Raw genomic sequence first — 23,708 nt, 5'->3', positions numbered from 1 at the left:
CACTTCCCTGCACCCCGACGGTCGACACTCGTCCATGGTGCAGTCCATCCCACTTCAGCGGCTTGATCCGGGCCTTCCCGTACCTGTGCGTGCGCACGAGGGTGACGCGGGCGTGGATCTGTACAGCGCTACCGATGTGACGATCGCGCCGGGCAGGCGCACGCTGGTCGGTACCGGAATCGCGGTAGCGCTTCCGGTCGGGACCGTGGGCCTCATCCACCCCAGGTCGGGTCTCGCGGCAAAGTCGGGGCTGTCGGTGGTGAATACGCCTGGCACGATCGATGCCGGTTATCGGGGTGAGGTGAAGGTGTGCCTGATCAATCACGATCTGGATCAGACGATCGACATTCGCCGGGGTGACCGCATCGCCCAACTCCTCGTACAGCGAGTGGAACTGGTTGATTTCGAGGAAGTGGACTTCCTTGACGAGACGACCCGCGGTTCCGGGGGATACGGATCGAGCGGGGGGCACGCGAGTCTTGCCGAACACACCACAGAAGGAGCGTGATCATGTTCGGACGCCGAAAGAAGAAGGACGCGCACGAGGGTTACGCCGAGGGTGGTTTCTTCGGCGACGAGTCGGGTTCGGACGAGGACCACTACGCCGATGGTGATTATGCCGACGGCGGCTACGCAGACGCCGACTACACCGATGGTGACCATGAGGATCTCGACTACGTAGAGGATTCGGACGCCGGTCCTTACGACAGTGGGGACTTCGAGCCCGACGCGGACCTGTCGGTGGGAGTGAACGGACAGCGACTCGACCTCGGTTCGGTGCTCGTACCGATGCCGCCCGGGTCGCAGTTGCAGGTCGAGATGGCACCGAACGGAAGCCCTCAGGCGGTGCACGTGGTGACGCAGCACGGCCGGGTGACCGTGGCGGCCTATGCGGCCCCGAAATCTCCGGGCCAGTGGCGCGAGGTTGCCGGTGACCTGGGCGAGTCGCTGCGGGGCGACAATGCAAGCGTCACGATCGAGAACGGTCCGTGGGGGCGCGAGATTCTCGCGGTGACCCCCAACGCCGACCTACGATTCATCGGCGTCGACGGATACCGATGGATGGTCCGCTGCGTGGTGGCCGGACCCAGCGGGTCGAATGCAGCAGACTCGTCGCTGGTGGCAGCCGCCCGGGAGATCTTGCAGGACACCGTCGTCAAACGTGGGTCCGATCCGCATCCAGTGCGGACTCCGCTGCCGGTTGTGCTCCCGGACGCTCTTGCCGAGCAGTTGGCGCAAGCCCAGCAACAGCAACAGATGGCCCAACAGCAGCCTCAGTCGCAGATGGGGCAGCAGCCTCAACAGCAGGGAGTTCCACCGCAGCAGCCCCAGCAGCAGCAGCGGCGTGGGGAGTCCGGTTCGGCAATGCAGCAGCTGGGGTGATCCGCTAGATCAGGTCGGTGAGTGCGTCCAGCGCAGCCCTTCCCAGAGTGGAAGGGTCGGAACCTATCTGGTCGAGCGTCAGGCGGGACAAAGCCGCTCGGGGAATCCGGGCGGCCCACTCCTGCGCCACACTCAACGGGTGGACGGCGTCGTCCACGGCGGCGGAGATCCCCACAGGGACCCCGACGTCCGCCAGTTCGGCAGCGTCGAGGGCGAAGTAAGCGGCGGCTTCGTCCAACGCGCTGGGCAGGTGAGGCCACTGTGACTTCCAGGATTTCGCCAGTTCGTCTCCGAGCCACGACGGGCTCGATTCGGTCATCTCAGCGGTCACGGCGTCCAGCCCGAGTTCACGTAGTCGCCCGGCTGTGAACGCGGCGCTCGCCGCGGCCGGAGCATTGTGCGGTGAGCCCGTCCAGGCCGGTAGTGCCGCGAGCACACCGACGGTGGTGTGCGGGTGTTGCCACGCCCACTTCAGGGCCACAGCGGCGCCGATGGATACGCCGCCGACGAGGATGGCCCCCGAGCGGGCAGTCGCGGTGCGCATCGCGTCGCGGTAGCTCTCGACGACTCGGAGCGGGTCGGGTTCGACGGCGATCACGTGGACTCCGGCAGCAGCGAGCGACGGAGTGAATGCTCGGGCGACGAAGTCGGAGTCCGAGCCTGTTCCGGGCAGTACGACAGCAGTGGACGGCAAGGGCGACGTGGGCGGAATATCAGGCGGCGATGTAGACACGAAATCGATCTTGCCGGGTGTTGCAGATCACGTGTGCGCGGGGAGGTTGATCGTGCCCACGGCAGTGTGGTTGTCGGCGACCAATGGGTCTACAGTGGCGATCAGACAAGCCCCTACGACGCGGCGCGAACACTCGTACCGCACTTGCTCCAGGAGCGCGCAATGGCATCCGCCACGGCAGGATATTTCCGTCGGCTCACTCGCAGGTTGACCGAGGACCTCGAGGAGCTGGACGCCGAAGAACTGGTCGAAACCTCGCAGGCATCGGGCGCCCAGCACGCCTGTGACTGCAGTCGCGGCGAAGAGGTGACGATGGTCGGCCGGCTCCGGAGCGTCGAAGCCTGTCCCAAGTCGGGAAATGCCAGCATCGAAGCCGATTTCTTCGACGGAACCGAAGAAGTGCAGTTGGTCTGGATAGGCCGTCGCCGCATTCCCGGCATCGAGACCGGAAAGACGCTTCTCGTGCGCGGCCGCATCGGTGACCGCGGTGGCCGCAAAACGATCTTCAACCCCTACTACGAGCTGCGCGAAGAGTCGTAGCCTCGATGTGTGGCACCCTTTATGGGTGACCGAAAAGAAGAACGAATCGATCCTCGAACAGATGGGTGGGTTGAGCGGGCTCGCCTATTCCACGCTCCCCATCCTGGTGTTCGTGCCGGTCAACAGCATCTGGAATCTGACCGTCGCCATTTGGGCCGCGCTCGGCGTGGCCGGGGCGATCCTGGCGTGGCGACTGATCCGGCGGGAACCGATTCAACCCGCGATCTCCGGATTCTTCGGGGTCGGCATCTCCGCGTTCATCGCCTACCGCACCGGTGACGCCAAAGGCTACTTCTTGTACGGCATCTACATGAGCCTGCTCTACGGTGGCGTGTTTCTCGTGTCGATGTTGGTTCGATGGCCGCTGGTGGGCGTCATCTGGGGCTTTCTCAACGGTCACGGCAATGCGTGGCGGCAACATCGCGGTGCCGTCCGTGCGTACGACATCGCCACTGCCGCCTGGGCCGTGGTGTTCGCGGCGCGGTACGTGGTGCAATCCCAACTCTACGACTCGGATCTGACGGGCTGGCTGGCCTTCGCTCGGATCGCGATGGGCTGGCCCCTCGCAGGTGCGGCATTTCTGGTCACGGTGTGGGCGGTGCGGCGCGCGGACCGAATCACTGCTCCGCATACGGTCGACCACGCCGATGCCGACGCCGATAACGGCACCGAGAGCGCCACCGAAACCGAGGGAGTGTCAGGCAAGGCCGACGGCGGCGCGTAGTTCGTCCTCGACCTCGACGGATGCAACGAACAACAGTTCGTCACCGCCTTCCAGAGGGTCGTCCTGCTGAGGCACGATCACCCGGCCGCCGCGCAGGATCGTCACGAGGGCAACGTCTCGGGGGAGGCTCAGTTTCCGAACGGGTTTTCCTGCCAGCCCCGTGTTGTCGGGGAGGGTCACCTCTACGAGATTCGCCTGGCCTTGCCGCAGCGTCATCAGTCGAACGAGATCGCCGACCGACACCGCCTCCTCGACCAGGGAGGCCAACATCCGGGGTGTCGACACTGCCACGTCGACGCCCCACGATTCGTCGAACAGCCATTCGTTGCGGGGGTCGTTGACGCGCGCGACGACTCGCCGTACGCCGAACTCGGTTTTGGCGAGAAGGCTGAGCACCAGATTCGCCTTGTCGTCGCCGGTGGCGGCAATCACCACCTCGTACGTCTGAAGCTCGGCGTCCTCGAGATTGGTCAGTTCACAAGCATCTGCGTGGACCCAGTGCGCTTCGGGTACGGATTCCTGTTCTACATGTTCGAGTTTGCGCTCGATCAACATGATCTCGTGGTCACTACGGACGAGTTCGCGCGCTATGGAACGGCCGACGGCACCGGCTCCGGCGATCGCAACTCTCATGGGATCGTTCCCCCTGCAGTTCGGTAGGTGGGGTGGAAGGTGGGTGTTCGTCCGGTTCAGTCGTCGCTCGGCGGAGGATTACTCGCCAACGCCAGTGCTTCTGCCACCGTCCCGGACACGGCCGCGATGTATACCTGATCATCGGCCTGGATGACCGTCTTGCGATCGGGGAGTACGCCGGAGCCGAATCGGATGATGAAGGCGACACGCGATGCGGTAGCCGACTCGAGTGCGGTGACGGGCTTGCCTGCCCACTCTTCGTGGAGATCCAGTTCGGCCACGGCAACGGTCCCGGAAGGGTCCCGCCACTTGGCGGTCTGGCTGTCGCGCGTGAGGGTGTTCAGGAATCTGTCCGTCGACCACGGCACGGTTGCGACGGTGGGGATTCCGAGTCGCTCGTACACTGCGGCTCGCTTCGCATCGTAGATCCGCGCGACCACTCGCTCCACGCCGAACGTCTCTCGTGCCACGCGGGCGGCGATGATGTTCGAATTGTCTCCGGACGAGACAGCCGCGAACGCATCTGCCCGCTCGATGTCGGCCTTGACCAGAACATCTCTGTCGAATCCCATGCCGACGACTTTCTTCCCGGAGAAGTCGGCGTCGAGACGCAAGAACGAACCGGCATCGCGGTCGATGACCGCGACCTCGTGCCCGATCCGCGTCAGCGCGCTCGCCAGGGCTGCGCCGACCCGCCCGCATCCCATGATCACCACATACACCTGTGCACTCCATTCTCGATGGGCGATACCGGGAAGAACGCTACCGGCCCGAAGGGAAAGGACAAGCATGGTCCGGCCGTGAAGGCGACATTCCGTCGCCCGTCGAGTTGTTCGGCAAGGAGACGGATACGCTTTGTCGGTGTCCAAGCTCTCGACCGCCACAAAGCGGCTATTACTGGGCAGACCGTTCCGGAGCGACACGCTTGGGCAGCGGCTGCTGCCCAAGCGGATTGCACTACCGGTCTTCGCGTCCGATGCGATTTCGTCGGTGGCCTATGCGCCCGAGGAGATCTTTCTCGTGTTGTCGGTGGCGGGGATCTCGGCATTTGTCTACGCGCCGTGGGTGGGGCTGGCTGTCGCTGCGGTGATGATCGTGGTCGTCGCCAGCTATCGGCAGAATGTACATGCGTATCCGTCCGGCGGCGGCGACTACGAGGTTGCCACAGTCAACCTCGGCCAGTCGGCCGGCCTTACGGTGGGCAGCGCGTTGATGGTCGATTATGTGTTGACGGTGGCCGTGTCGATTTCGGCTGCCGCATCCAACATCGGATCGGCGATACCGTTCGTGGCCCATCACAAAGTGCTGTTTGCGGTCGTGGCGATCGCGCTGCTCGCGGCTGTGAATCTGCGGGGAATCCGCGAGTCGGGGGCGGCATTCGCGGCGCCCACGTACGCATTCATCGGTGGCATGGCGGTGATGCTCGGCTGGGGCTTCTTCCGCATCTACGTCCAGGGAGAAAACCTGCAGGCCGAGTCCGCGAGCTTCGAACTGCACGCGGAAGATACGCATCTGTACGGAATCGCGTTCGCCTTCCTGATCGCGCGCGCGTTCTCGTCGGGGTGTGCCGCACTCACGGGCGTCGAAGCAGTCAGCAACGGAGTTCCCGCATTCCGTAAGCCCAAATCGAAGAACGCGGCAACGACGCTACTCATGCTGGGTGCGTTGGCGATCGTTCTGCTGATGGGCATCATCATGTTGGCCCAGAAAGTGGGGATCAAGTATGCGTACGATCCGCAGTCGCAGCTGTCGAACACCCCGGAGGGCTATCAGCAGAAAACTCTGATCGCGCAGCTGGCGGAGACGGTGTTCGGTGGATTTCCGGCCGGGTTGTACTTCATCACCGTGGTGACTGCGCTGATTCTCGTCCTCGCGGCGAATACTGCGTTCAACGGTTTCCCGGTCCTGGCTTCCGTGTTGGCGCAGGACCGTTTCCTGCCACGCCAATTGCACACGCGTGGTGACCGACTTGCCTTCAGCAACGGGATTCTGTTCCTGGCGGGTGCGGCAATCGCCTTCGTGGTGATCTTCGGTGCCGAGGTGACCCACCTGATTCAGCTCTACATCGTGGGGGTGTTCGTCTCCTTCGTGCTCAGTCAGACAGGCATGATCAAACACTGGACCCGACACTTGAAATCGGAGACTGACCCGGATCAGCGATGGAAGATGACACGTTCACGAATCATCAACTCCATAGGGTTGGGAATGACCGGAGCGGTATTGATCATCGTGCTCGTCACCAAGTTCGCTGCGGGGGCGTGGATCGCGATCGTGGCGATGATCACGATCTTCGCGGTGATGAAACTGATTCGCAAGCATTACGACAGCGTTGCCGCCGAACTCGAGAAAGCGGAATGGGACGGGGTATTGCCGTCCCGCACTCATTCGATCGTTCTCGTCTCCAAGCTGCACATGCCCACCCTGCGGGCACTCGCGTATGCGCGGGCCACGCGACCGGACACGCTCGAGGCCATCACCGTGAACGTCGACGAGCCCGATACCCGAGAGTTGGTGCGTGCCTGGGAGAAGAGCGATGTCACCGTGCCATTGAAGGTTGTGGAGTCGCCGTATCGTGAGATCACCAAACCAGTCCTCGATTACGTGCGCCGAGTGCGTCGTGACTCGCCGCGGGACGTGGTGACCGTCTTCATTCCGGAATACGTCGTCGGGCATTGGTGGGAACAGATCCTGCACAACCAGAGCGCGCTGCGTCTCAAGAGTCGCCTGCTGTTCCAACCAGGGGTGATGGTGACGAGCGTTCCGTGGCAGTTGAGTTCGTCGGAGAAGACCAAACCGTTGACTGTCGATCACACTGCGGGATCCACCCGTCGCGGGTACGACGCGAACGATATGTGAGGCGAAAGTACGGTGAGTGAGAACTGGCTGGGGGAGACGTTCGAGATCGATCTCGGCAAGCCCGGACACGGGGGCTTCGTCGTCGGCCGTCACGAAGGCCGTGTCGTGTTCGTCCGGCACGGGCTTCCCGGCGAGCGGGTGCTCGCCCGAGTGACCGAGGATCGCGGAGCCTCGTTCTGCCGCGCCGACGCCGTCGAGATCGTCTCCGCCTCGGCTGATCGGGTGCCACCACTGTGTCCGCAATCAGGACCACACGGAGCCGGATGCTGCGATTACTCCCACGCTTCACTACCCGCGCAACGAGCGATGAAGTCGGCTGTCGTCGAGGAACTGCTCAGCAGGATCGGGAGTGTCGAGCGAACGGTCGCGGTCGAGGAGTTGCCGGGGACCGGAAACGGGAGTGGATGGCGTACCCGCGTTCGGCTCGCGGTGGACGCCGACGGACGGCCGGGCTTCCACCGCCATCGCAGTGCCGAGATCGTGACCGACCTTTCGTGCCCGCAGATGGCGGCGGAGGCGTACGTCGGATTGAGGGGCATGGACTTTCGTCCCGGAGCCGAGGTGGCAGTCGTGATGGATTCTGCCGGAGACCGGCACGTCGTCGAGATCGCGCCACCGAAGATGTCGAAGGCCGGCAGGTCGAGCGGCGGGCGGCGCGGTGCCATGGCACGCCGGGCAGCCCGTGGCGGACCGCGTGGGGAGCGGGTGGTCTCGGGGACGGGGCGTCCGGTCGAGTACGTCGGCGACCGGGCATGGACACTGTCGGCGACCGGTTTCTGGCAGGCGCACCGCGGCGCGGCGGGCACGTACTCCGATCTGGTGACGGAATGGGCGCGAGTGTCGTCCGGCGACGTTGCCTGGGACCTGTACGGGGGCGTGGGAGTGTTCGCCTCCGCGCTTGCGGATCGCGTCGGTGTCGACGGTCTGGTGGAGTCGGTCGAGTACTCGGACGGTGCAGTCGTCGACGGCCGCGCATCGCTGAGCGGCCTCACGCAGGTTCGTTTCCGCGCCGGGCGAGTGGAGCGAGTGCTCGGCGAGTTGCGGACAGGCGCGACTGTGGCGGTTCTGGACCCGCCGAGGGCCGGCGCCGGACGAGAAGTGGTGCACACAGTTTCTGCATCGGATGTTCCCCGGGTCGTCCACGTCGGCTGCGATCCGGCGTCGTTCGCCCGTGACCTGGCGCTCTACCGTGAGTGCGGATACGAAGTCGAGGAAGTGCGGGCATTCGACGCGTTCCCCTTGACGCATCACGTCGAATGCATGGCTCTGCTCACCCGTTGATTCCCTGCGCCTCCGACGCTGCAAAATAATTGCTTAGCGAATGCAACTAGGTATATAGTTGCTTGCTGCAAGTACTTATATGCCCGGCAGGGAGTCGCGTTGTCCGTTCAGCCAGATACAACCCAAGCGCTCGTCGACGCCGTGTTCATGTTGGGTCGATCGTTGCGGAGCCTCCTTGTTCACGAGGGGGGTGCAGTGTTGCCCTCTGCGCTGATCGGCGTGCTCGTCGTTCTCGCGCGCAGGGGGGAGTGCCGGCAAAACGAACTGGCATCGGAGTTGTTCGTGAGTCAATCGTCGCTCAGTAGGCAGATCTCCGAACTCGTCGAATGCGGATACGTCATCCGGGAAACGGACCCGGAAGACAGACGTGCGTCCAGAGTGCGGGTGTCAGCCACGGGGACCGAAGTCCTCCGGGCAACCAAAGAACGTCGCGCAGCGCGTCTGCGCGAGATGCTCGAAGGCTGGTCGCAAGACGACGCGAAAGCGGCCGTGGATGCGGTCAACCGACTCAACGAAACCTTCAGCGCCGCTCAGCATCCACGTGAGTTCGCACACCACACAGATCTCGGGAGATAACCGCTCATGTCAGTGTCCACTGGACAGAATCCCAACGAGGACGCGGTGGCCGGAGAGGCCGGCGCAATGAGTCACCGCGAGATCCTCGAAGCCCTCACAGGATTGATCGCGGCACTCTTCACGGCCCTCCTGAGCACGACCATCGTTGCCACCGCCCTGCCGACGATCATCGGTGACCTCCAGGGCACCCAGACGCAGTACGCGTGGATCATCACCAGCACGTTGCTGGCGACCGCAGCGTCGACGCCGATCTGGGGCAAGCTTGCCGACCTGTTCAACAAGAAGACGTTGGTGCAAACCGCGATCGTGATCTTCGTTGTCGGTTCGATGCTCGCCGGACTGTCGCACAACGTGTCGCTGCTGCTGTTCGCGCGCGTGATCCAGGGCATCGGCATGGGTGGCCTGACGGCCCTCGTCGTCGCCATCATCGGCAGCATCATCCCGCCACGTGACCGTGGTCGATACCAGGGGTATACGGGTGCGGCCATGGCCGTTTCCATGTCGGGTGGGCCGATTCTGGGCGGGATCATCGTAGACAGTCTCGGTTGGCGTTGGACCTTCTACGTCTGCGTCCCACTCGCGGTGATCGCACTGGTCCTGTTGCAGCGCACTCTGCACCTGCCGACCGTGCGCAAGAAGGATATCTCCATCGACTGGCTCGGAGCCCTGCTGCTCACCGCTGGTGTCAGCATCCTCCTGATCTGGGTGTCGTTCGCGGGGAAAGCCGACTACTACGCGTGGGCTTCCAAAGAAACCGCCATGTTGGTCGGCGCAGGAGTCGTTCTGCTCCTGTTGACCGTGCTCGTCGAATCCAAGGCGAAAGCACCCATCATGCCGCTGAATATCGTCACCGAACGCACCACCGGCCTCGCGATCATCGCATCGATCTCGGTGGGCATCGGACTGTTCGGTGCTACGACCTTCCTCACTCAGTACTTCCAGACGGCTCGCGGTCACACTCCGACCTCCGCGGGTCTCCTCACTATTCCGATGGTGGCGGGCATGCTGATCGCGTCTGTGGTGTCCGGGCAGTTGATCTCCAAATTCGGAAAGTGGAAGCCGTTCATCATCGCCGGTGCGATTCTCCTGGTTGGCGGATTCGGACTGCTGTCGACGGTCGATCACGCAACGAATCTGGCCTTGGTGGGTGTGTTCATCGCGATAGTGGGACTCGGCACCGGCATGTTGATGCAGAATCTGGTCTTGGCCGTACAGAACACGGTGAGTGTCTCCGATGTCGGGGCAGCCAGCAGTGTCGTGGCGTTCTTCCGCACCTTCGGTGGCGCAATCGGCGTCTCGGTACTGGGGTCGATTCTCGCGACGCGTGTCACCGAACTGTCCGCTCGGGGTTTCGCCGAACTCGGCATCGACCCCAGCGAGTCCGGGGGCGGCAGCCTTGACCTCGAGGCCCTTCCCGGGCCCGTTGCCGAGGTAGTGCGCTTCAGCTACGGCGATGCCACCGGCCGAATCTTCTTCGTTGCCGCGCTGGCTGCGCTCGTCACTTTGGTCGCCGTACTCCTCATTCCGAATCGCCCGCTCCGCACGACGATCGACATCGAGAAGGCTCCATCGGCCGATGCGCAGACGCCGATCGAACCAGGGAAGTAGAGGTCACGACTTTCGGTTGTACAACCGCATGGTGAGGGGGCCGAAGATCAGGATGAATCCTGCGCACCACACGAGCACCAGCATCAGCTGATCGGAGTCGATGACGCCGTCCATCAGACCTCGGATCGTGGTCACCAGATTGCTGATCGGATTCACGTCGACGAAGGCCTGCAGCCACCCGGGCATCGTGGCGGGATCGACGAAGATGTTGCTGGCGAACGTGAGCGGAAACAAGATGAACATCGACACACCCATGACGGCCTGCTCGGTGCGCATGAGCATTGCGAACATCGTCCAGACCCACGACAGGCTGAACGAGAACAACAGCAGCAGGGCGATCGACACAACTACTCCGACCGGGCCACCAGAGGGGCGGAACCCGATGATCAGGCCCAAGATCAGCACGATGATCGACGCGATCGTATAACGGACGACATCGCCGAACAGTGCACCCACGAGCGGTGACGGTCGCCAGATCGGCAGCGACCGAAACCGATCGAAAACGCCCTTCTCGATGTCCTTGTTCAGCGTGAGGCCCGTGTACATGGTGATCATCACCACGGTTTGCACAAGAATTCCGGGGAGGAGGAACTGGATGTACGCATCAGTCGAGCCTGCCAGTGCGCCCCCGAACAGATACGTGAACATGAGGGTGAACATGATCGGAAACATCGTCACGTCGAACAATTGCTCGGGTACGTGCTTGATCTTCAACAGTGCACGCCACCCGAACGACAACGAGGTCGACAGTGCAGACGGCCGCGAGGGGCGCGGTCCCGGCAAGTGCAGCACATCGGCGACGGCGGGTGCCGGATCCTCCGTCCGGTCTGCGGTGGTACTCATGCGTCCTTCTTCTCGGTGGGTTGTCCGGTCAGGGAGAGAAACACCTCGTCGAGGCTGGGTTGTCCCAGTGCGAAGGTGCTGATCGAGATGCCGGCCTCGTCGAGTGCCGGTAGGGCGCGGCTCACCTTCGCTGTGTCCTCGATCCGTGCAGTGAGAGCGGTAGGGTCCGATTCTTCGATGACCGGAACACCGAGCACCTGTCGGAGCACGAGCGCCGCATCGGAACGCACTGCCGCATCTGGCACGCGCACATGCAGTGAACCCGCGCCGACCGAGGCCTTGAGTTCGCCCGGCGTGCCTTCGGCAATGGTCCGGCCTTTGTCGATGACCGCGACACGATCGGCCAGCTGGTCGGCCTCGTCGAGGTACTGCGTCGTCAGCAGAACGGTGGTGCCGCCGGCGACGAGCGATCGGACGATCTCCCACACCTGGTTGCGGCTACGTGGATCGAGCCCGGTGGTCGGCTCGTCCAGGAAGATCAGTTCCGGCGTCACGATGATGCTCGCAGCGATGTCGAGTCGGCGGCGCATGCCACCCGAAAAATTCTTCACCTGACGGTTACGGGCATCGTCGAGCCCGAACGCCGCCAGCAGTTGATCCGAGCGGCCGCATGCCGCGGCGCGCGAGTACCCGTAGAGGCGACCCAGAAGCTGCAAGTTCTCCGTTCCAGTCAGATCCTCGTCCAACGAAGCGAACTGTCCGGTCAGCGCCACCTTTCCGCGCACGGCATCAGGGTCGGCAGCCACGTCGTGGCCGAGTACGGTTGCGGACCCGCCATCGGGCGGCAGCAGCGTTGCCAGCATCCGAATCGCTGTGGTCTTGCCGGCACCGTTGGGGCCGAGTACGCCGTAGACGCCACCGCTCGGCACTTCGAGATCGAGTCCGTCCACGGCAAGTGTGCTACCGAATCGTTTGACCAGTTGGTGGGTTCGAATCGCCAAGGACGCGTCTGTGCGCATAATGCCTGCTTCCGATCTACCGGGTCGCTGCCGGTTCAAGAATGACCGACTCCGCGGCAGCGAGCAAGTGATTTCAGCGAGCTCCGGCCTGGACCAACGTGCGCATGGTGAGCTCCATCTGCTCGTATGCGCCGGCGGCGATACGCTCGATGAGAGCGAGTTTGAGGTCGGGACTGCGCGTCGCGAGATTCGCATACTCGTCGCGCGTCAGGACCGCCGCTGTGACAGGAGTGTCGGCGCGGAAGTCGTTCAGGAACCGAGTTTCGAGAAGCAGAGTCATCTCGCCGAAAGTCATTCCGGGAGAGAGCGTCATGATTCTGTGAGTGACTCCGGTGGAGTCGGGCAACACGGAACTGACCCGACCGCTGAGTATGAGGAATAGGCCGACTGCCTGGTCCCCACGGCGCACGATGTACTCGTCGCGCCCGAATTCCCGGATCGCGAGGCTGTCGGTGATCTGCTCGAGTTCGGCAGCTGTCAACTCTTCGAGTACCGGGTGCTCGTGCAATTCGACCGAAGCCGACGAACCGAAAGTCGGGCAATGCATTTCGAGGAGGACATCTTCGCACCACTGCAGCGCGGAATCGAGGTCGACGAACACCCTGCCGTGTCTCCCGGAGAGGTCGGATTGCGCGTTCCCCAGGAGCCCGGACGGGTCGACGAGCGCGACCGCGCAGCTGTGATCCGACAGATCGCTGCGCAGCATTTCCAGCATCCGGCGGGCAACGTTGCTGACCTCGTCCACTTTCCTGACGTCGATGACAACGACTTCGACGCCGTCCTCGATGGCGCCGATCTCGCGCACCGCAGTTTCGGCACCTGCGAACAGCAGGTCGCCGTGCAGTTCGTACACGCGGCTGTTCTTGGCTACCTCGTCGAGGACCTCGCGCTCGGCTTTGGAACGCCGCAGGCGAGAGGGTGCCTCGGAGACGCTGTATGCCGCGCGGACGGCAGCCCGCGCGGCGCGTGGCACGTGCAGGAAGTGGAGTTCGAGTTCCTTGGACAGCGCCACGCATGCTGCTGTTCCACGCACACTGTTTCCGTGCGGGTCGAGGCGCGGTGAGAAGACTGCGATACCGATCTGGCCGGGAAGGACTGCCAGAACGCCGCCGCCCACGCCACTCTTGGCCGGTAGTCCGACGTCTGTCAACCATTCGCCCGCGGAGTCGTACATCCCGCACGTGGCCATCACGCTGAGGACGTGTTCCACGAGCTCCGGCTCCAGCGCCTGCTCGCCGGTCACCGGATTCGTGCCGTTGTTCGCAAGGGTGGCCGCCATGACGCTCGAGTCTCGACACGTGACATCGAGGGAGCACTGCCGAAAATACAGGTCGACGACGTCGTTCGGACTGTCCGTGACGATGTCGACGGACCGCAGCATGTGCCCGATCGCCCGGTTACGATGGCCGGTTCGGGCCTCGGACCGGTAGACGGCGTCGTTGAACGCGAGGTCGCGTCCGGCGTACGCGGAGTATGCCGCTCGAATCTTGTCGAAACGGGTGGCGACGTCGTTGCCGGGGATCAACGAGGCCGCTGTGATGGCGCCGGCGTTGATCATCGGGTTGCGTGGACGTTCCGTGTCCGGGTCGAGGCTGATCTCGTTGAACGGCTCGCCCGACGGTTCGACATCGATCTTCTCGGACACTGCGGGGATGCCTCGTTCCTGGAGTGCGAGGGCGTACGTGAACGGCTTCGAGATCGACTGGATCGTGAAGGGGACGTCGGTGTCACCGATCTCGTAGATGTGTCCGTCCACGGTCGCGACACAGATTCCGAAGGAGTCGGGGAGTACCGCAGCCAGCTCGGGTATGTAGTCGGCGACCTGTCCGCTCAGATCGTGACGTGTTTCGTCGAAGACTTTCCGGATCAAGGCGCTCACCACATCGACCATGGTTCAACCGTAGAGGTCGGTTCTCCTGTCGGGTGTGTAACGAGGGTCTGTCATGTGTCTATGTCCATACGGTGTGACGTTCGATCCGATCGCTCCGTAGACTGGTCGGGTCGGTTCGCCTCGAAACCGCACCGGTTGCTCGAAGCATGGTTCGTTCGATGCACGGTTTGTCCGAAATCACGGAGGGAGCGATCTCGTTGGGTGTTCTTGCCCGAGTCCAGACGCCTGACGATCTGCGGTGCCTGAGTCCTGTCGAGATGAAAGAGCTTGCGGGCGAGATCCGCGAATTCCTGGTCCACAAGGTCTCGGCCACCGGTGGGCACCTCGGTCCCAATCTGGGCGTGGTGGAGATGACGCTGGCATTGCATCGCGTCTTCGATTCGCCGAACGATCCGATCATCTTCGACACCGGGCATCAGGCCTACGTGCACAAGATCCTCACAGGGCGGAAGGGCGAGTTCGATTCGCTGCGCAAGCGGGGCGGCCTGTCGGGTTACCCGTGCCGCGGGGAAAGTGAGCACGACTGGGTCGAGTCGTCACACGCTTCTGCGGCCATTTCGTATGCGGACGGGTTGGCGAAGGCCTTCGAGCTCACCGGTCAGGACCGGCACGTGGTGGCGGTCGTCGGCGACGGTGCCCTCACCGGCGGAATGTGCTGGGAAGCACTCAACAACATCGCAGCCGGGCGTGATCGCTCTGTGGTGATCGTGGTCAACGACAACGGGCGTTCGTACGCGCCGACGATCGGCGGGCTGGCAGACCACCTGGCTGCGCTGCGCATGCAGCCCGGTTACGAGCGGGTGCTCGACAAGGGGCGCCGCATCGTCAAGAAGCTTCCTGGCGTGGGTCGTGCCGCGTACTCGGTACTGCACGGCATGAAGGCCGGCCTCAAGGATGCGGTGAGCCCTCAGGTCATGTTCACCGATCTCGGTATCAAATATCTCGGGCCGGTCGACGGACACGACGAAGTGGCGATGGAGGCCGCCTTGCGGCGGGCGAAAGCATTCGGCGGTCCGGTCATCGTCCACGCTGTGACCAGGAAAGGCATGGGCTACGCACCCGCCGAGAATCATGTCGCAGACCAGATGCATGCAACGGGTGTGATCGATCCCCTGACGGGGAAGGCGACCACCGTGTCGGTGCCGGACTGGACGTCGGTGTTCACGGCGGAACTCATCGAGCAGGCCGCCGAGCGGAAGGACGTCGTCGCGATCACCGCGGCGATGGCCGGTCCGACAGGGCTGGCCGCGTTCGGCGAAAAGTTCCCCGACCGGCTGTACGACGTGGGTATTGCAGAACAGCACGCAGTCACCTCCGCGGCCGGACTGGCTCTGGGTGGGCTTCATCCCGTCGTCGCCATCTATTCGACCTTCCTCAACCGCGCGTTCGACCAGCTGCTCATGGACGTGGCGCTGCTCGATCTTCCGGTCACGCTCGTTCTCGACCGCTCCGGTATCACCGGTTCCGACGGCGCGAGCCACAACGGAATGTGGGACATGTCACTCCTCGGCATCGTGCCGGGTATGAGAGTTGCGGCGCCCCGTGATGCCGTCACGCTCCGCGAAGAGCTGGGCGAAGCTTTGGCCGTGAAGCACGGGCCGACCGCCATCCGGTACCCGAAGGGTGCCGTGTGTGGCGATCTGATCGCCCTGCGCAGGCTGGGCGACGGTGTGGACGTGCTGCGGGACGCGAGCGAGGGGGCCAAAGATGTTCTGATCGTCTCGGTCGGCGCGTTCGCGGAGTTGGCGCTCGCGACTGCCGACCGTCTCGAGCAGCAGGGAATCTGCGCGACTGTAGTGGACCCCCGTTGGGTGCTGCCGGTCGCGGACTCAGTGGTCGAGTTGTCCCGTGAGTACTCGATGGTCGTGACGATCGAGGACAGCGGGCTGCACGGTGGTATCGGCTCGACCGTTTCTGCTGCGCTCCGATCTGCAGGAATAGATGTTCCGTGCCGCGATGTCGGAGTCCCGCAACAGTTCCTCGATCACGCGTCGCGGTCCGAGATTCACGCAGAACTCGGGCTCACAGCACAGGACGTGGCCCGCCAGATCACGGGATGGGTTGCCGGCATCGGCGCACCCGATGCGGGAGCGGTGGACCGCGCGGACGAAGTCGAGAAGTCCGGCGCGGACGAAGTCGAGAAGTCCGGCCGCTGATCAGCCCGCTTCCTCGAGCGTGCGTCCTTTGGTCTCCTTCACGAACTTCGTCACGAATCCGACGGACAGCAACGCCATCGCCGCGTAGAGGCCGTAGGTGAGCGACAAGTTCCAGTCGGCGAGCGCCGGGAACGTGGCGGACACGACGAAGTTCGACAACCAGTTCGCGGCAGTGGCAACACCCACAGCGACAGCGCGGATGCGGTTCGGGAACAGTTCGCTGATCAAGACCCACACCACAGGGCCCCACGACAGGGCGAAGAAGAAGACGAACGCGTTGGCGGCGATCAGGGCAATGGTGCCGTTGGTACCGGAGAGTGTCGCCACCGATTCGCCCTCGGCGTTTCGGGTGATCTCGGCCGAATGGAAGCACACGGCGGCAGTGCCCAGTGAGATCGCCATGCCGACCGAACCGATCAACAGGAGTGGTCGACGACCGATTCGGTCGATCACGGCAATTGCCACCAACGTGCCCACGATGTTGACGACGGCACTCACCACGCTGATGAGCAGGGACCGGTCCTCGCCGAAGCCCACGGACTGCCACAGAGTGCTGGAGTAGTAGAAGATCACGTTGATTCCGACGAACTGTTGAAGGGCCGCCAACCCGATTCCCACCAGCACCAGAGGCCGGACCCCCAGTTGCTTCGAGAAAAGCGTCTTCAGACTGGGACGGGTGCGGTCTTCGCCGAGAGATGTGCGGATTTCGTCCATTCGCTTCGTGACGACGTCGTCCGATCCGCCCTCGAGGTCTGCGATGATCCGGCGCGCTTCGGGTACGCGATCGTTGGCCACCAGAAAGCGGGGTGATTCGGGAATCGTCACTGTCATGACGAGATAGAGGAGGGCGGGGATCGCGGCCACCGCGAGCATCCACTGCCATGCTTCGACGCCGAACAGGTCGTTTCTCGCACCGCCGGCAGCAGCGGACAGTGCATAGTTCACCAGTTGCGACACCGCGATTCCGAGAACGATCGCCAGTTGGTACATCGATCCGAGCCGCCCTCGCATCGACGCGGGTGAAATCTCTGCGGTGTAAGCGGGGGCGATGACGGACGCGAGTCCGACTGCGATGCCGCCGACCACCCTCCAGAGGGTGAGATCGACGATTCCGAACGGAAATGCGGACCCGAGCGCCCCGATCATGAACAGGACTGCGGCAATCCTCATCACCCGGATGCGTCCCAGCTTGTCGGCGAGGCGTCCCGCCAGCCAGGCGCCGGCAGCGGCACCGACCAATGTCAGCGAGACGGACAGGCCGGTTGCGCCGGCACCGATGTCGTACCGGTCGCGGATCGCGCCGACTGCCCCGTTGATGACGGCGGTGTCGTACCCGAAGAGGAATCCGCCCAATGCCGCAGTGGCCGCGAAGAGGACCGCGTGTGCCACATCGGCGTTTGCTGAACTCGGACCGATTTCTCGTGATTCACTGAACGCCATCGTGTCTCCGTATCCCGCTGTTGGGCGCTACCTCGGCAGCCAAACGGGACGCTACGCCCCATCAGTCGCGCACACGGGTATTTACGCAGAGATGTGTCAGGCGCCGGAATGTGTCAGGCGCCGGCCTTCTTCGCGGCTTCCGACAACCGTGGAGTGATCTTGTCGAGGACCCACGGTGTCGCTAGGACACTGGTCTGGCTCAGCCCGGCAACGACCTGAGTGTCGGTGAGGGGAACCACCGTGCCCCGTTCGAGTGCACCGAGGTTCCTGTACGCAGGGTTCGAAGTCAGGGTGGTCTCGTTCGGAACGAACGCCACGACAACGTCGGCGTCGATATCGGCAATGTTCTCGACCGAGATGTCTGCGAAGAACTTGCCGCCAGCGTCCTCTGCCAGCTTCTCGACCCCCGGAGCGTTCTCGAAACCCAATTCGGTGAGTGTCTGCACGCGGGGATCAGTGGGCATGTACACGCTCACCGTTCCGGTATTGGGGTCGATGCTGACCACAGAAATGGTCTTCCCCGTGAACTCCGGGTGTTCCGCACCGGTATCGGAGAGCGTCTGCTCGAGTTCTGCGACGAGTTGATCGGCCTCGGCGCTCTTGCCCAACGCCGCGCCGACGATGGTGGTCTGATCCTGCCACGTCGTCTGCCACGCCTTGTCCGGGTACGCGACGGTGGGCGAAAAGGCGGACAGTTGATCGTAGGTGTTCTCGTCGAACCCCTCGTAGGGGGCCAGGATGACGTCCGGCGCCAACTCGGCGACCTGCTCGACAGGCACCGACGTCTCAGCGTCGAGCAATGTGGTTTCACTGGGATCGAAGTGGTCTTGGAGCCACGGCATGACGCCGTTCTCCTGCGCGCCGTAGGTGTAGCGGGGCATGCCGATGGGGGTTTCACCCAGTGCATACACCACGTCCTGGGCGTTCCAGCCGAGTGTGACGATACGCTCGGGCGCCGACTCGATGGTGGTGGAGCCGAAGGTGTTCTCGATGGTCACGGGAAACCCTTCGCCCGACGGTGAAGTGTCGGAATCGGACTCGCCGTTGGAGGAACATCCGGCCAGCACTGTCGCCGCCGCGATTGCGATTGCTGCGGTGCGTTTGGTTGCTGCTCTGGTCACGATTCGACTCCTCGACTGCCCGAAAACTAGTTGAAGGTGAGCCTAACCTACCGGCATTTTCGTGCCACCCCGAAACGACGAATGTCACATCGGTTCGGCGCAGCCGAACCGATGTGACATTCGTTAGAAGCGGGAGGGGCTTACTTCACGCTGGCGACGCCAGGCTCGAGGAAGCGCTTACCGTTGACGGCCTCCGAGGTGCCGGTGCGGTCCAGGTACGGGGTGATGCCGCCGTTCCAGAATCCGAATCCACCACCGAGGATGAGGCACAGGTCGATGTCCTCGGCTGCCGCGACCACACCCTCGTCGAGCATGATCTGGATCTCCTCTGCGAACGCGCGACGCGTACGCTCGAGAACTTCCTCGGCGGTCGAGGGCTTGTCGCCCTGCTTCCACAGGGCCGCGACCTCGGGGTCGACTTCCTGCTTGCCGCTGTCCCAGCTCCAGACCGCCGACTTCTTGGCCTCGACGAGTGCCTCGAGTCCGGGGGAGTTGTGGAACCGCTCCGGGTACGCCTCGGCGAGCGTCTCACCGGTGTGCAGCGCCACGGCCGGACCGACGAGTCCGAGAAGCGAGAACGGCGTCATCGGCATGCCGAGGTCGGCGATCGCGTTGTCGGCGACCTCGAACGGGGTGCCCTCGTCCACCGAGTTCATGACCTCACCCAGGGTGCGGATCAGGAGACGGTTGAACACGAAGCCGGGCAGGTCGGCGGAACCGACAGCCGACTTCTTGAGGGCCTTGGCCGTCGCGAACGCGGTTGCCAGGGTCGCGTCGTCCGTCTTCTCGCCCTTGATGACCTCGAGGAGCGGGAGAACAGCGACCGGGTTGAAGAAGTGGAATCCGACGACCCGCTCGGGGTGCTTCAGGTCGGCAGCCATCTTCGTGATCGACAGCGAAGAGGTGTTGGTCGCCAGGATGGTCTCCGGGGCGATGAACTCCTCGAGCTCGGCGAAGATCTTCTTCTTCAGATCCAGGTTCTCGAAGACGGCCTCGATGACGAAGTCGGTCTTCGCGAACGCGGACTTGTCCAGCGAGCCGGAGACGAGACCCTTGAGGCGGTTCGCGGCGTCGGCGGACAGCCGGCCCTTGCCCTGAAGCTTGTCGATCTCGGAGTGGACGTAGCCGACACCCTTGTCGATGCGCTCCTGATCGATGTCGGTGAGGATCACCGGCACCTTCAGCTGGCGCACGAACAGCATGGCGAGCTGGCTGGCCATCAGGCCGGCACCGACGATGCCGACCCCGGTGATCTTGCGGGCCAACGACTTGTCCGGCGCACCGGCAGGACGCTTGGCGCGCTTGTTCACCAGGTCGAAGGCGTACAGGCCGGCGCGGAGCTCGTCCGTGAGGAGCAGGTCGGCAAGTGCCTCGTCCTCGGCGGCGAATCCCTTGTCCAGTGAAGCGGAATCCGTGATATCCGTGTTCTTGGCCAGCTCCAGCAGTTCGACGGTCTTGACCGGACCTGGAGCAAAGTTCTTCGTCTTGCCTTCGACGACGGCCTTCGCGCGGACGATCGCGTCGTCCCACGCCTGACCCTTGTCGATCTCGGGACGTTCGGGGGTGATCTCACCGGCGAGAACCTTGGCTGCCCAGGCGAGGGACTGCTCGAGGAAGTCGGCGGAACCGAACACGGCGTCGACGACACCGAGCTCGAGGGCCTTCTTCGGGGCCAGCGTCTTGTTCTGGTTCAGCGAGTTCTCGATGATGACCGTGACCGCATTGGACGCGCCGATCAGGTTGGGCAGCAACTGAGTTCCGCCCCAGCCCGGTACCAGACCGAGGAAGGCCTCGGGCAGTCCGAGTGCTCCGGCACTGGACGACACCGTGCGGTAGTGGCTGTGCAACGCGACCTCGAGGCCACCACCGAGGGCGACGCCGTTGACGAACGCGAAAGTCGGGATGGTGGACTCACGCAGGCGCCGGAAGACCTTGTGGCCCAGCTGCCCGAGTTCGAGCCCCTGCTCGCGGCTGGTGATGCTGGGCACACCCTTGAGGTCCGCGCCGGCGGCGAAGATGAACGGCTTTCCGGTGATCGCGATGGCGGCCGGCTTCGCGTCGAACGCCTCGTCGAGGGCCGCGTTCAGCGACTCGAGTCCGGCGGGTCCGAAGGACGACGGCTTGGTGTGATCGAACCCGTTGTCGAGGGTGACCAGTGCAACCTGGCCGTCGATGCCGGGTACGGAGACGAGCTTGGTGTACGCGTTGGTCACCACTTCGTCGGTGAATGCATTGGCGATGTCGGACATGGTTACTTGGCTCCCGAGTTGTAGTCGGCGTGGTTCGGGTTCTCCCAGATGACGCTGCCGCCCATGCCGAGACCGATGCACATGCTGGTCAGGCCGTAGCGGACGTCGGGACGCTGCGCGAACTGGCGTGATAGCTGGGTCATCAGGCGTACGCCCGAGGACGCGAGCGGGTGGCCGCATGCGATGGCACCGCCCCACTGGTTGACGCGCGGGTCGTCGTCGGCGATGCCGTAGTGCTCGAGGAAGGCGATGACCTGGACGGCGAACGCTTCGTTGAGCTCGAAGAGTCCGATGTCCTCGATCTTCAGGCCGGTGCGGGCCAGCAGCTTCTCCGTGGCCGGAACGGGTCCGTACCCCATGACCGCCGGGTCGACACCCTGGTAGGCGAAGCCGACCATACGCATGCCGATCGGGAGGTCGAGCTCCTTGGCGGTGTCCTCGCCGGCGAGGATCGCGGCGGTCGCACCGTCGTTGAGACCTGCGGCGTTGCCTGCGGTGATGCGGCCGGCGGGACGGAACGGCGTCTTCAGGCCGGCGAGGTTCTGGGCGGTGGTGCCAGGGCGGGGCGGCTCGTCCTCGGTGGCGAGTCCCCAGCCTGCGTCGGAGCGAGTGGCAACGGGCACCAGTGTGTCGGCGATGTGGCCGGCCTGCTTGGCGGCGTCGTACTTGTTCTGGCTGTTCACCGCGTAGGCGTCGGTGCGTTCCTTGGTGATGCTCGGGAACCGGTCGTGCAGGTTTTCGGCAGTGTTACCCATGACGAGAGCGCTCTGGTCGACCAGGCGGTCCGCAAGGAAACGGGGGTTGGGGTCGGCGCCCTCGCCCATCGGGTGGTGGCCCATGTGCTCGACGCCGCCGGCGACGACGACGTCGTACTGGCCGAAGCCGATGCCGGACGCGGTGGTGGTGACAGCGGTCATTGCGCCGGCGCACATGCGGTCGATGGCGAAGCCGGGCACGGTCTCGGGCAGGCCGGCGAGAATTCCTGCGGTACGGCCGATGGTCAGGCCCTGGTCACCGGTCTGAGTGGTGGCAGCGATGGCGACCTCGTCGATGCGGGCGGGGTCGAGCTGCGGGTTGCGGCGCAGCAGTTCGCGGATGGTCTTGACGACCAGGTCGTCGGCGCGGGTCTGCGCGTACATGCCTTTCGGGCCGGCCTTGCCGAACGGCGTGCGGATGCCGTCGACGAAAACGACGTTGCGCTGGGTGGATGAAGCCACGCGAATTCCTCCTGGTGGAGCTGATTTGGTTCCGGATCACGGCTAGGCGTCCGGCCTCTCGGCTCAGACTACTCCTTGCATTACCCGTGGGTAACTTAACGGTCGTTCTCGGACGACGACGGTCCGACTCGCCGCCGTGGCCAGGAGACTCGGCTCACGCCGTGGCGAGTGCAGCGCTCAGGCGTGACACGGTCAACTCGCGCTGCCAAGGCCGGGCACCGCCTGCAGTCAGGATGTCGTCGATCAGCGAGTCGGCGGCACCGTCTTCGGGTGACGGCCAATCCCAGCACAGACGGCGTACCAGTTCGGGGGTCACCAGATTCTCCACCGGTACCGCCACCTGTCCGCTCAGGTCGGTGAGCGCGGCGCGAGCAGCGGACAGACGTTCCGACGCCTCGGGATCCATCCGTGCCCATTTGTTGGCCGGCGGCGGGCCGGTGATGGCGGGCCGCTTGGTCGGTAGTTCGTCATAGGGCAGTGCACGTGCGGATTCGAGCGCATGCAACCAGTGCCGTGAATGCCGCCGTTGCCGTGGGCCGCCGAAGACCGGCAGTGCCCGCAATTGCTCGATGGTGACGGGATTCTCGCGCGCGGCGGCGATGATGGCCGAATCGGGAAGGACCCGACTGGGGGAGATGTCACGTTTGCGTGCGAGGTCTTCGCGCGCCTGCCACAGCGAGCGTGCGAGTGCGAGCTGGCGCGTGTTTCCCAGGCTGGTGATGTGCGAGAGTCGGCGCCAGCGGTCGGGCTTGGGTTTGGGTGGACCGGCAAGGCGGACGTGTTCGAACTCCTGGGCCGCCCACTCGGTCTTGCCTTGGCGCTCGAGCTCCGCGGTCATTTCCGTGTGTAGTTCGACCAGAACTTCCACATCGAGGGCCGCATAGTTCAGCCACGAGTCCGGAAGCGGCCTTTTCGACCAGTCCGCGGCGCCGTGCCCCTTGCGTAATTCCAATCCCAACGTGCGTTCCACGATCGCGGCCAGGCCCACCCGATCGAATCCCGCCAGCCTGCCGGCGAGTTCGGTGTCGTACAGGCGGGTCGGATGCAAGCCGAGTTCGGCAAGGCAGGGGAGGTCTTGGTCGGCAGAGTGCAGGATCCACTCGAGTGGGTTGATTGCGGCCGCAAGCGGTGTGAGGTCGGCGGTTGTAGGAATCGGGTCGAGTAGAACCGTGCCCGACCCGGCGCGACGCAGTTGGACCAGGTAGGCGCGCCCCGAGTAGCGAAATCCGGAGGCACGTTCGGCGTCCACCGCCAAGGGGCCTGTTCCCGCGGTCAGCGCGGCAGCGGCTTTGGTGACGCCCTCGGCCGTGCTCACCACGTCGGGCACACCGTCGCGAGGAGACAGGAGGGGGGTCGCGGCGGGGGTATCTGGGTCTGCCGGAACATCTGGGTCGTCGGTGGCTTCGGGCATGGTCACCGACTCTACGTCCGTCTGCGGTGGTCGGAGGAACTGAAGCGCCGGAACACCGCCAATCGGTTGCGGGCTAATTGAAATATG

Annotated in this window: 20 protein-coding genes; 9 read left to right on the top strand and 11 right to left on the bottom strand. The window is 64.1% G+C overall.

The features are described from left to right. Positions 1-34 precede the first annotated feature (34 nt). Together dut and ACZI8Q_RS01750 are read left to right on the top strand one after the other, a co-directional pair. Positions 35-508 carry a dUTP diphosphatase gene (gene dut, locus ACZI8Q_RS01755; protein WP_463371794.1) on the top strand — a complete coding sequence of 158 codons (474 nt, stop codon included), beginning with the start codon at positions 35-37 and terminating at the stop codon, positions 506-508. A 2-nt stretch (positions 509-510) separates the two neighbouring features. Further along, positions 511-1,383 (top strand): DUF3710 domain-containing protein, encoded by an 873-nt coding sequence (locus tag ACZI8Q_RS01750; RefSeq protein WP_463371768.1) that lies wholly within the window; start codon positions 511-513, stop codon positions 1,381-1,383. A 4-nt stretch (positions 1,384-1,387) separates the two neighbouring features. On the opposite strand, the gene ACZI8Q_RS01745 is transcribed toward ACZI8Q_RS01750, so the two are convergent. Then, the gene (locus ACZI8Q_RS01745) at positions 1,388-2,116 is read right to left on the bottom strand and encodes an alpha/beta hydrolase (protein ID WP_463371767.1); all 729 of its coding nucleotides are present in this window, start codon (positions 2,114-2,116) and stop codon (positions 1,388-1,390) included. 162 nt (positions 2,117-2,278) lie between these two features. Here ACZI8Q_RS01745 and ACZI8Q_RS01740 point away from each other — a divergent pair, with 162 nt between their 5' ends. Together ACZI8Q_RS01740 and ACZI8Q_RS01735 are read left to right on the top strand one after the other, a co-directional pair. Then, the gene (locus ACZI8Q_RS01740) at positions 2,279-2,656 is read left to right on the top strand and encodes an OB-fold nucleic acid binding domain-containing protein (RefSeq protein WP_463371766.1); all 378 of its coding nucleotides are present in this window, start codon (positions 2,279-2,281) and stop codon (positions 2,654-2,656) included. A 25-nt stretch (positions 2,657-2,681) separates the two neighbouring features. Beyond that, positions 2,682-3,380 carry a DUF3159 domain-containing protein gene (locus ACZI8Q_RS01735; protein ID WP_463371765.1) on the top strand — a complete coding sequence of 233 codons (699 nt, stop codon included), beginning with the start codon at positions 2,682-2,684 and terminating at the stop codon, positions 3,378-3,380. On the opposite strand, the gene ACZI8Q_RS01730 is transcribed toward ACZI8Q_RS01735, so the two are convergent. Both ACZI8Q_RS01730 and ACZI8Q_RS01725 read right to left on the bottom strand, forming a co-directional pair. Beyond that, positions 3,354-4,013, bottom strand: a complete 660-nt coding sequence (locus ACZI8Q_RS01730; protein ID WP_463371764.1) for a potassium channel family protein — start codon at positions 4,011-4,013, stop codon at positions 3,354-3,356. The genes ACZI8Q_RS01735 and ACZI8Q_RS01730 overlap by 27 nt on opposite strands. A gap of 56 nt (positions 4,014-4,069) precedes the next feature. After that, positions 4,070-4,735 (bottom strand): potassium channel family protein, encoded by a 666-nt coding sequence (locus ACZI8Q_RS01725; RefSeq protein WP_463371793.1) that lies wholly within the window; start codon positions 4,733-4,735, stop codon positions 4,070-4,072. Between the two features lie 139 nt (positions 4,736-4,874). Here ACZI8Q_RS01725 and ACZI8Q_RS01720 point away from each other — a divergent pair, with 139 nt between their 5' ends. The 4 genes from ACZI8Q_RS01720 to ACZI8Q_RS01705 all read left to right on the top strand — a co-directional run bounded on the left by ACZI8Q_RS01720 (position 4,875) and on the right by ACZI8Q_RS01705 (position 10,334). Beyond that, positions 4,875-6,869 (top strand): APC family permease, encoded by a 1,995-nt coding sequence (locus ACZI8Q_RS01720; RefSeq protein WP_463371763.1) that lies wholly within the window; start codon positions 4,875-4,877, stop codon positions 6,867-6,869. 12 nt (positions 6,870-6,881) lie between these two features. Then, positions 6,882-8,150: a class I SAM-dependent RNA methyltransferase gene (locus ACZI8Q_RS01715; protein ID WP_463371762.1), complete on the top strand. Its 1,269-nt coding sequence runs from the start codon at positions 6,882-6,884 to the stop codon at positions 8,148-8,150. 99 nt (positions 8,151-8,249) lie between these two features. Then, entirely contained in the window at positions 8,250-8,726 is a 477-nt protein-coding gene (locus ACZI8Q_RS01710) for a MarR family winged helix-turn-helix transcriptional regulator (protein WP_463371761.1), read from the top strand. 6 nt (positions 8,727-8,732) lie between these two features. Beyond that, positions 8,733-10,334, top strand: coding sequence for an MDR family MFS transporter (locus ACZI8Q_RS01705; protein WP_463371760.1), 1,602 nt, complete (start codon positions 8,733-8,735; stop codon positions 10,332-10,334). 3 nt (positions 10,335-10,337) lie between these two features. Here the strand turns inward: ACZI8Q_RS01705 and ACZI8Q_RS01700 are convergent, their stop codons facing one another. The 3 genes from ACZI8Q_RS01700 to glsA all read right to left on the bottom strand — a co-directional run bounded on the left by ACZI8Q_RS01700 (position 10,338) and on the right by glsA (position 14,027). Then, entirely contained in the window at positions 10,338-11,177 is an 840-nt protein-coding gene (locus ACZI8Q_RS01700) for an ABC transporter permease (protein ID WP_463371759.1), read from the bottom strand. Beyond that, complete coding sequence (locus ACZI8Q_RS01695) at positions 11,174-12,136, bottom strand: ATP-binding cassette domain-containing protein (RefSeq protein ID WP_463371758.1); 963 nt, start codon at positions 12,134-12,136, stop codon at positions 11,174-11,176. The genes ACZI8Q_RS01700 and ACZI8Q_RS01695 overlap by 4 nt, the downstream gene beginning before the upstream one ends. A gap of 73 nt (positions 12,137-12,209) precedes the next feature. Continuing rightward, entirely contained in the window at positions 12,210-14,027 is a 1,818-nt protein-coding gene (gene glsA, locus ACZI8Q_RS01690) for a glutaminase A (protein WP_463371757.1), read from the bottom strand. A 197-nt stretch (positions 14,028-14,224) separates the two neighbouring features. On the opposite strand from glsA, the gene dxs reads away from it, so the two are divergent. Then, complete coding sequence (gene dxs / locus ACZI8Q_RS01685; protein ID WP_463371792.1) at positions 14,225-16,183, top strand: 1-deoxy-D-xylulose-5-phosphate synthase; 1,959 nt, start codon at positions 14,225-14,227, stop codon at positions 16,181-16,183. Here dxs and ACZI8Q_RS01680 read toward each other — a convergent pair whose 3' ends face one another. The 5 genes from ACZI8Q_RS01680 to ACZI8Q_RS01660 form a co-directional block, all read right to left on the bottom strand. Next, complete coding sequence (locus ACZI8Q_RS01680) at positions 16,184-17,623, bottom strand: sugar porter family MFS transporter (protein WP_463371756.1); 1,440 nt, start codon at positions 17,621-17,623, stop codon at positions 16,184-16,186. It lies immediately after the preceding gene. 113 nt (positions 17,624-17,736) lie between these two features. Then, positions 17,737-18,744 carry an iron-siderophore ABC transporter substrate-binding protein gene (locus ACZI8Q_RS01675; protein WP_463371755.1) on the bottom strand — a complete coding sequence of 336 codons (1,008 nt, stop codon included), beginning with the start codon at positions 18,742-18,744 and terminating at the stop codon, positions 17,737-17,739. A 140-nt stretch (positions 18,745-18,884) separates the two neighbouring features. Next, positions 18,885-20,993, bottom strand: a complete 2,109-nt coding sequence (locus ACZI8Q_RS01670; RefSeq protein WP_463371754.1) for a 3-hydroxyacyl-CoA dehydrogenase NAD-binding domain-containing protein — start codon at positions 20,991-20,993, stop codon at positions 18,885-18,887. A 2-nt stretch (positions 20,994-20,995) separates the two neighbouring features. Continuing rightward, complete coding sequence (locus ACZI8Q_RS01665; protein ID WP_463371791.1) at positions 20,996-22,216, bottom strand: thiolase family protein; 1,221 nt, start codon at positions 22,214-22,216, stop codon at positions 20,996-20,998. A gap of 148 nt (positions 22,217-22,364) precedes the next feature. Beyond that, the gene (locus ACZI8Q_RS01660; protein WP_463371753.1) at positions 22,365-23,621 is read right to left on the bottom strand and encodes an HRDC domain-containing protein; all 1,257 of its coding nucleotides are present in this window, start codon (positions 23,619-23,621) and stop codon (positions 22,365-22,367) included. Between the last annotated feature and the right edge of the window lie 87 nt (positions 23,622-23,708).

The sequence above is a fragment of the Rhodococcus quanlei genome, from assembly GCF_055231015.1.
The sequence above is the reverse complement of the archived record's forward strand: the minus strand, read 5'-3'. Positions and strand labels throughout refer to the sequence as shown.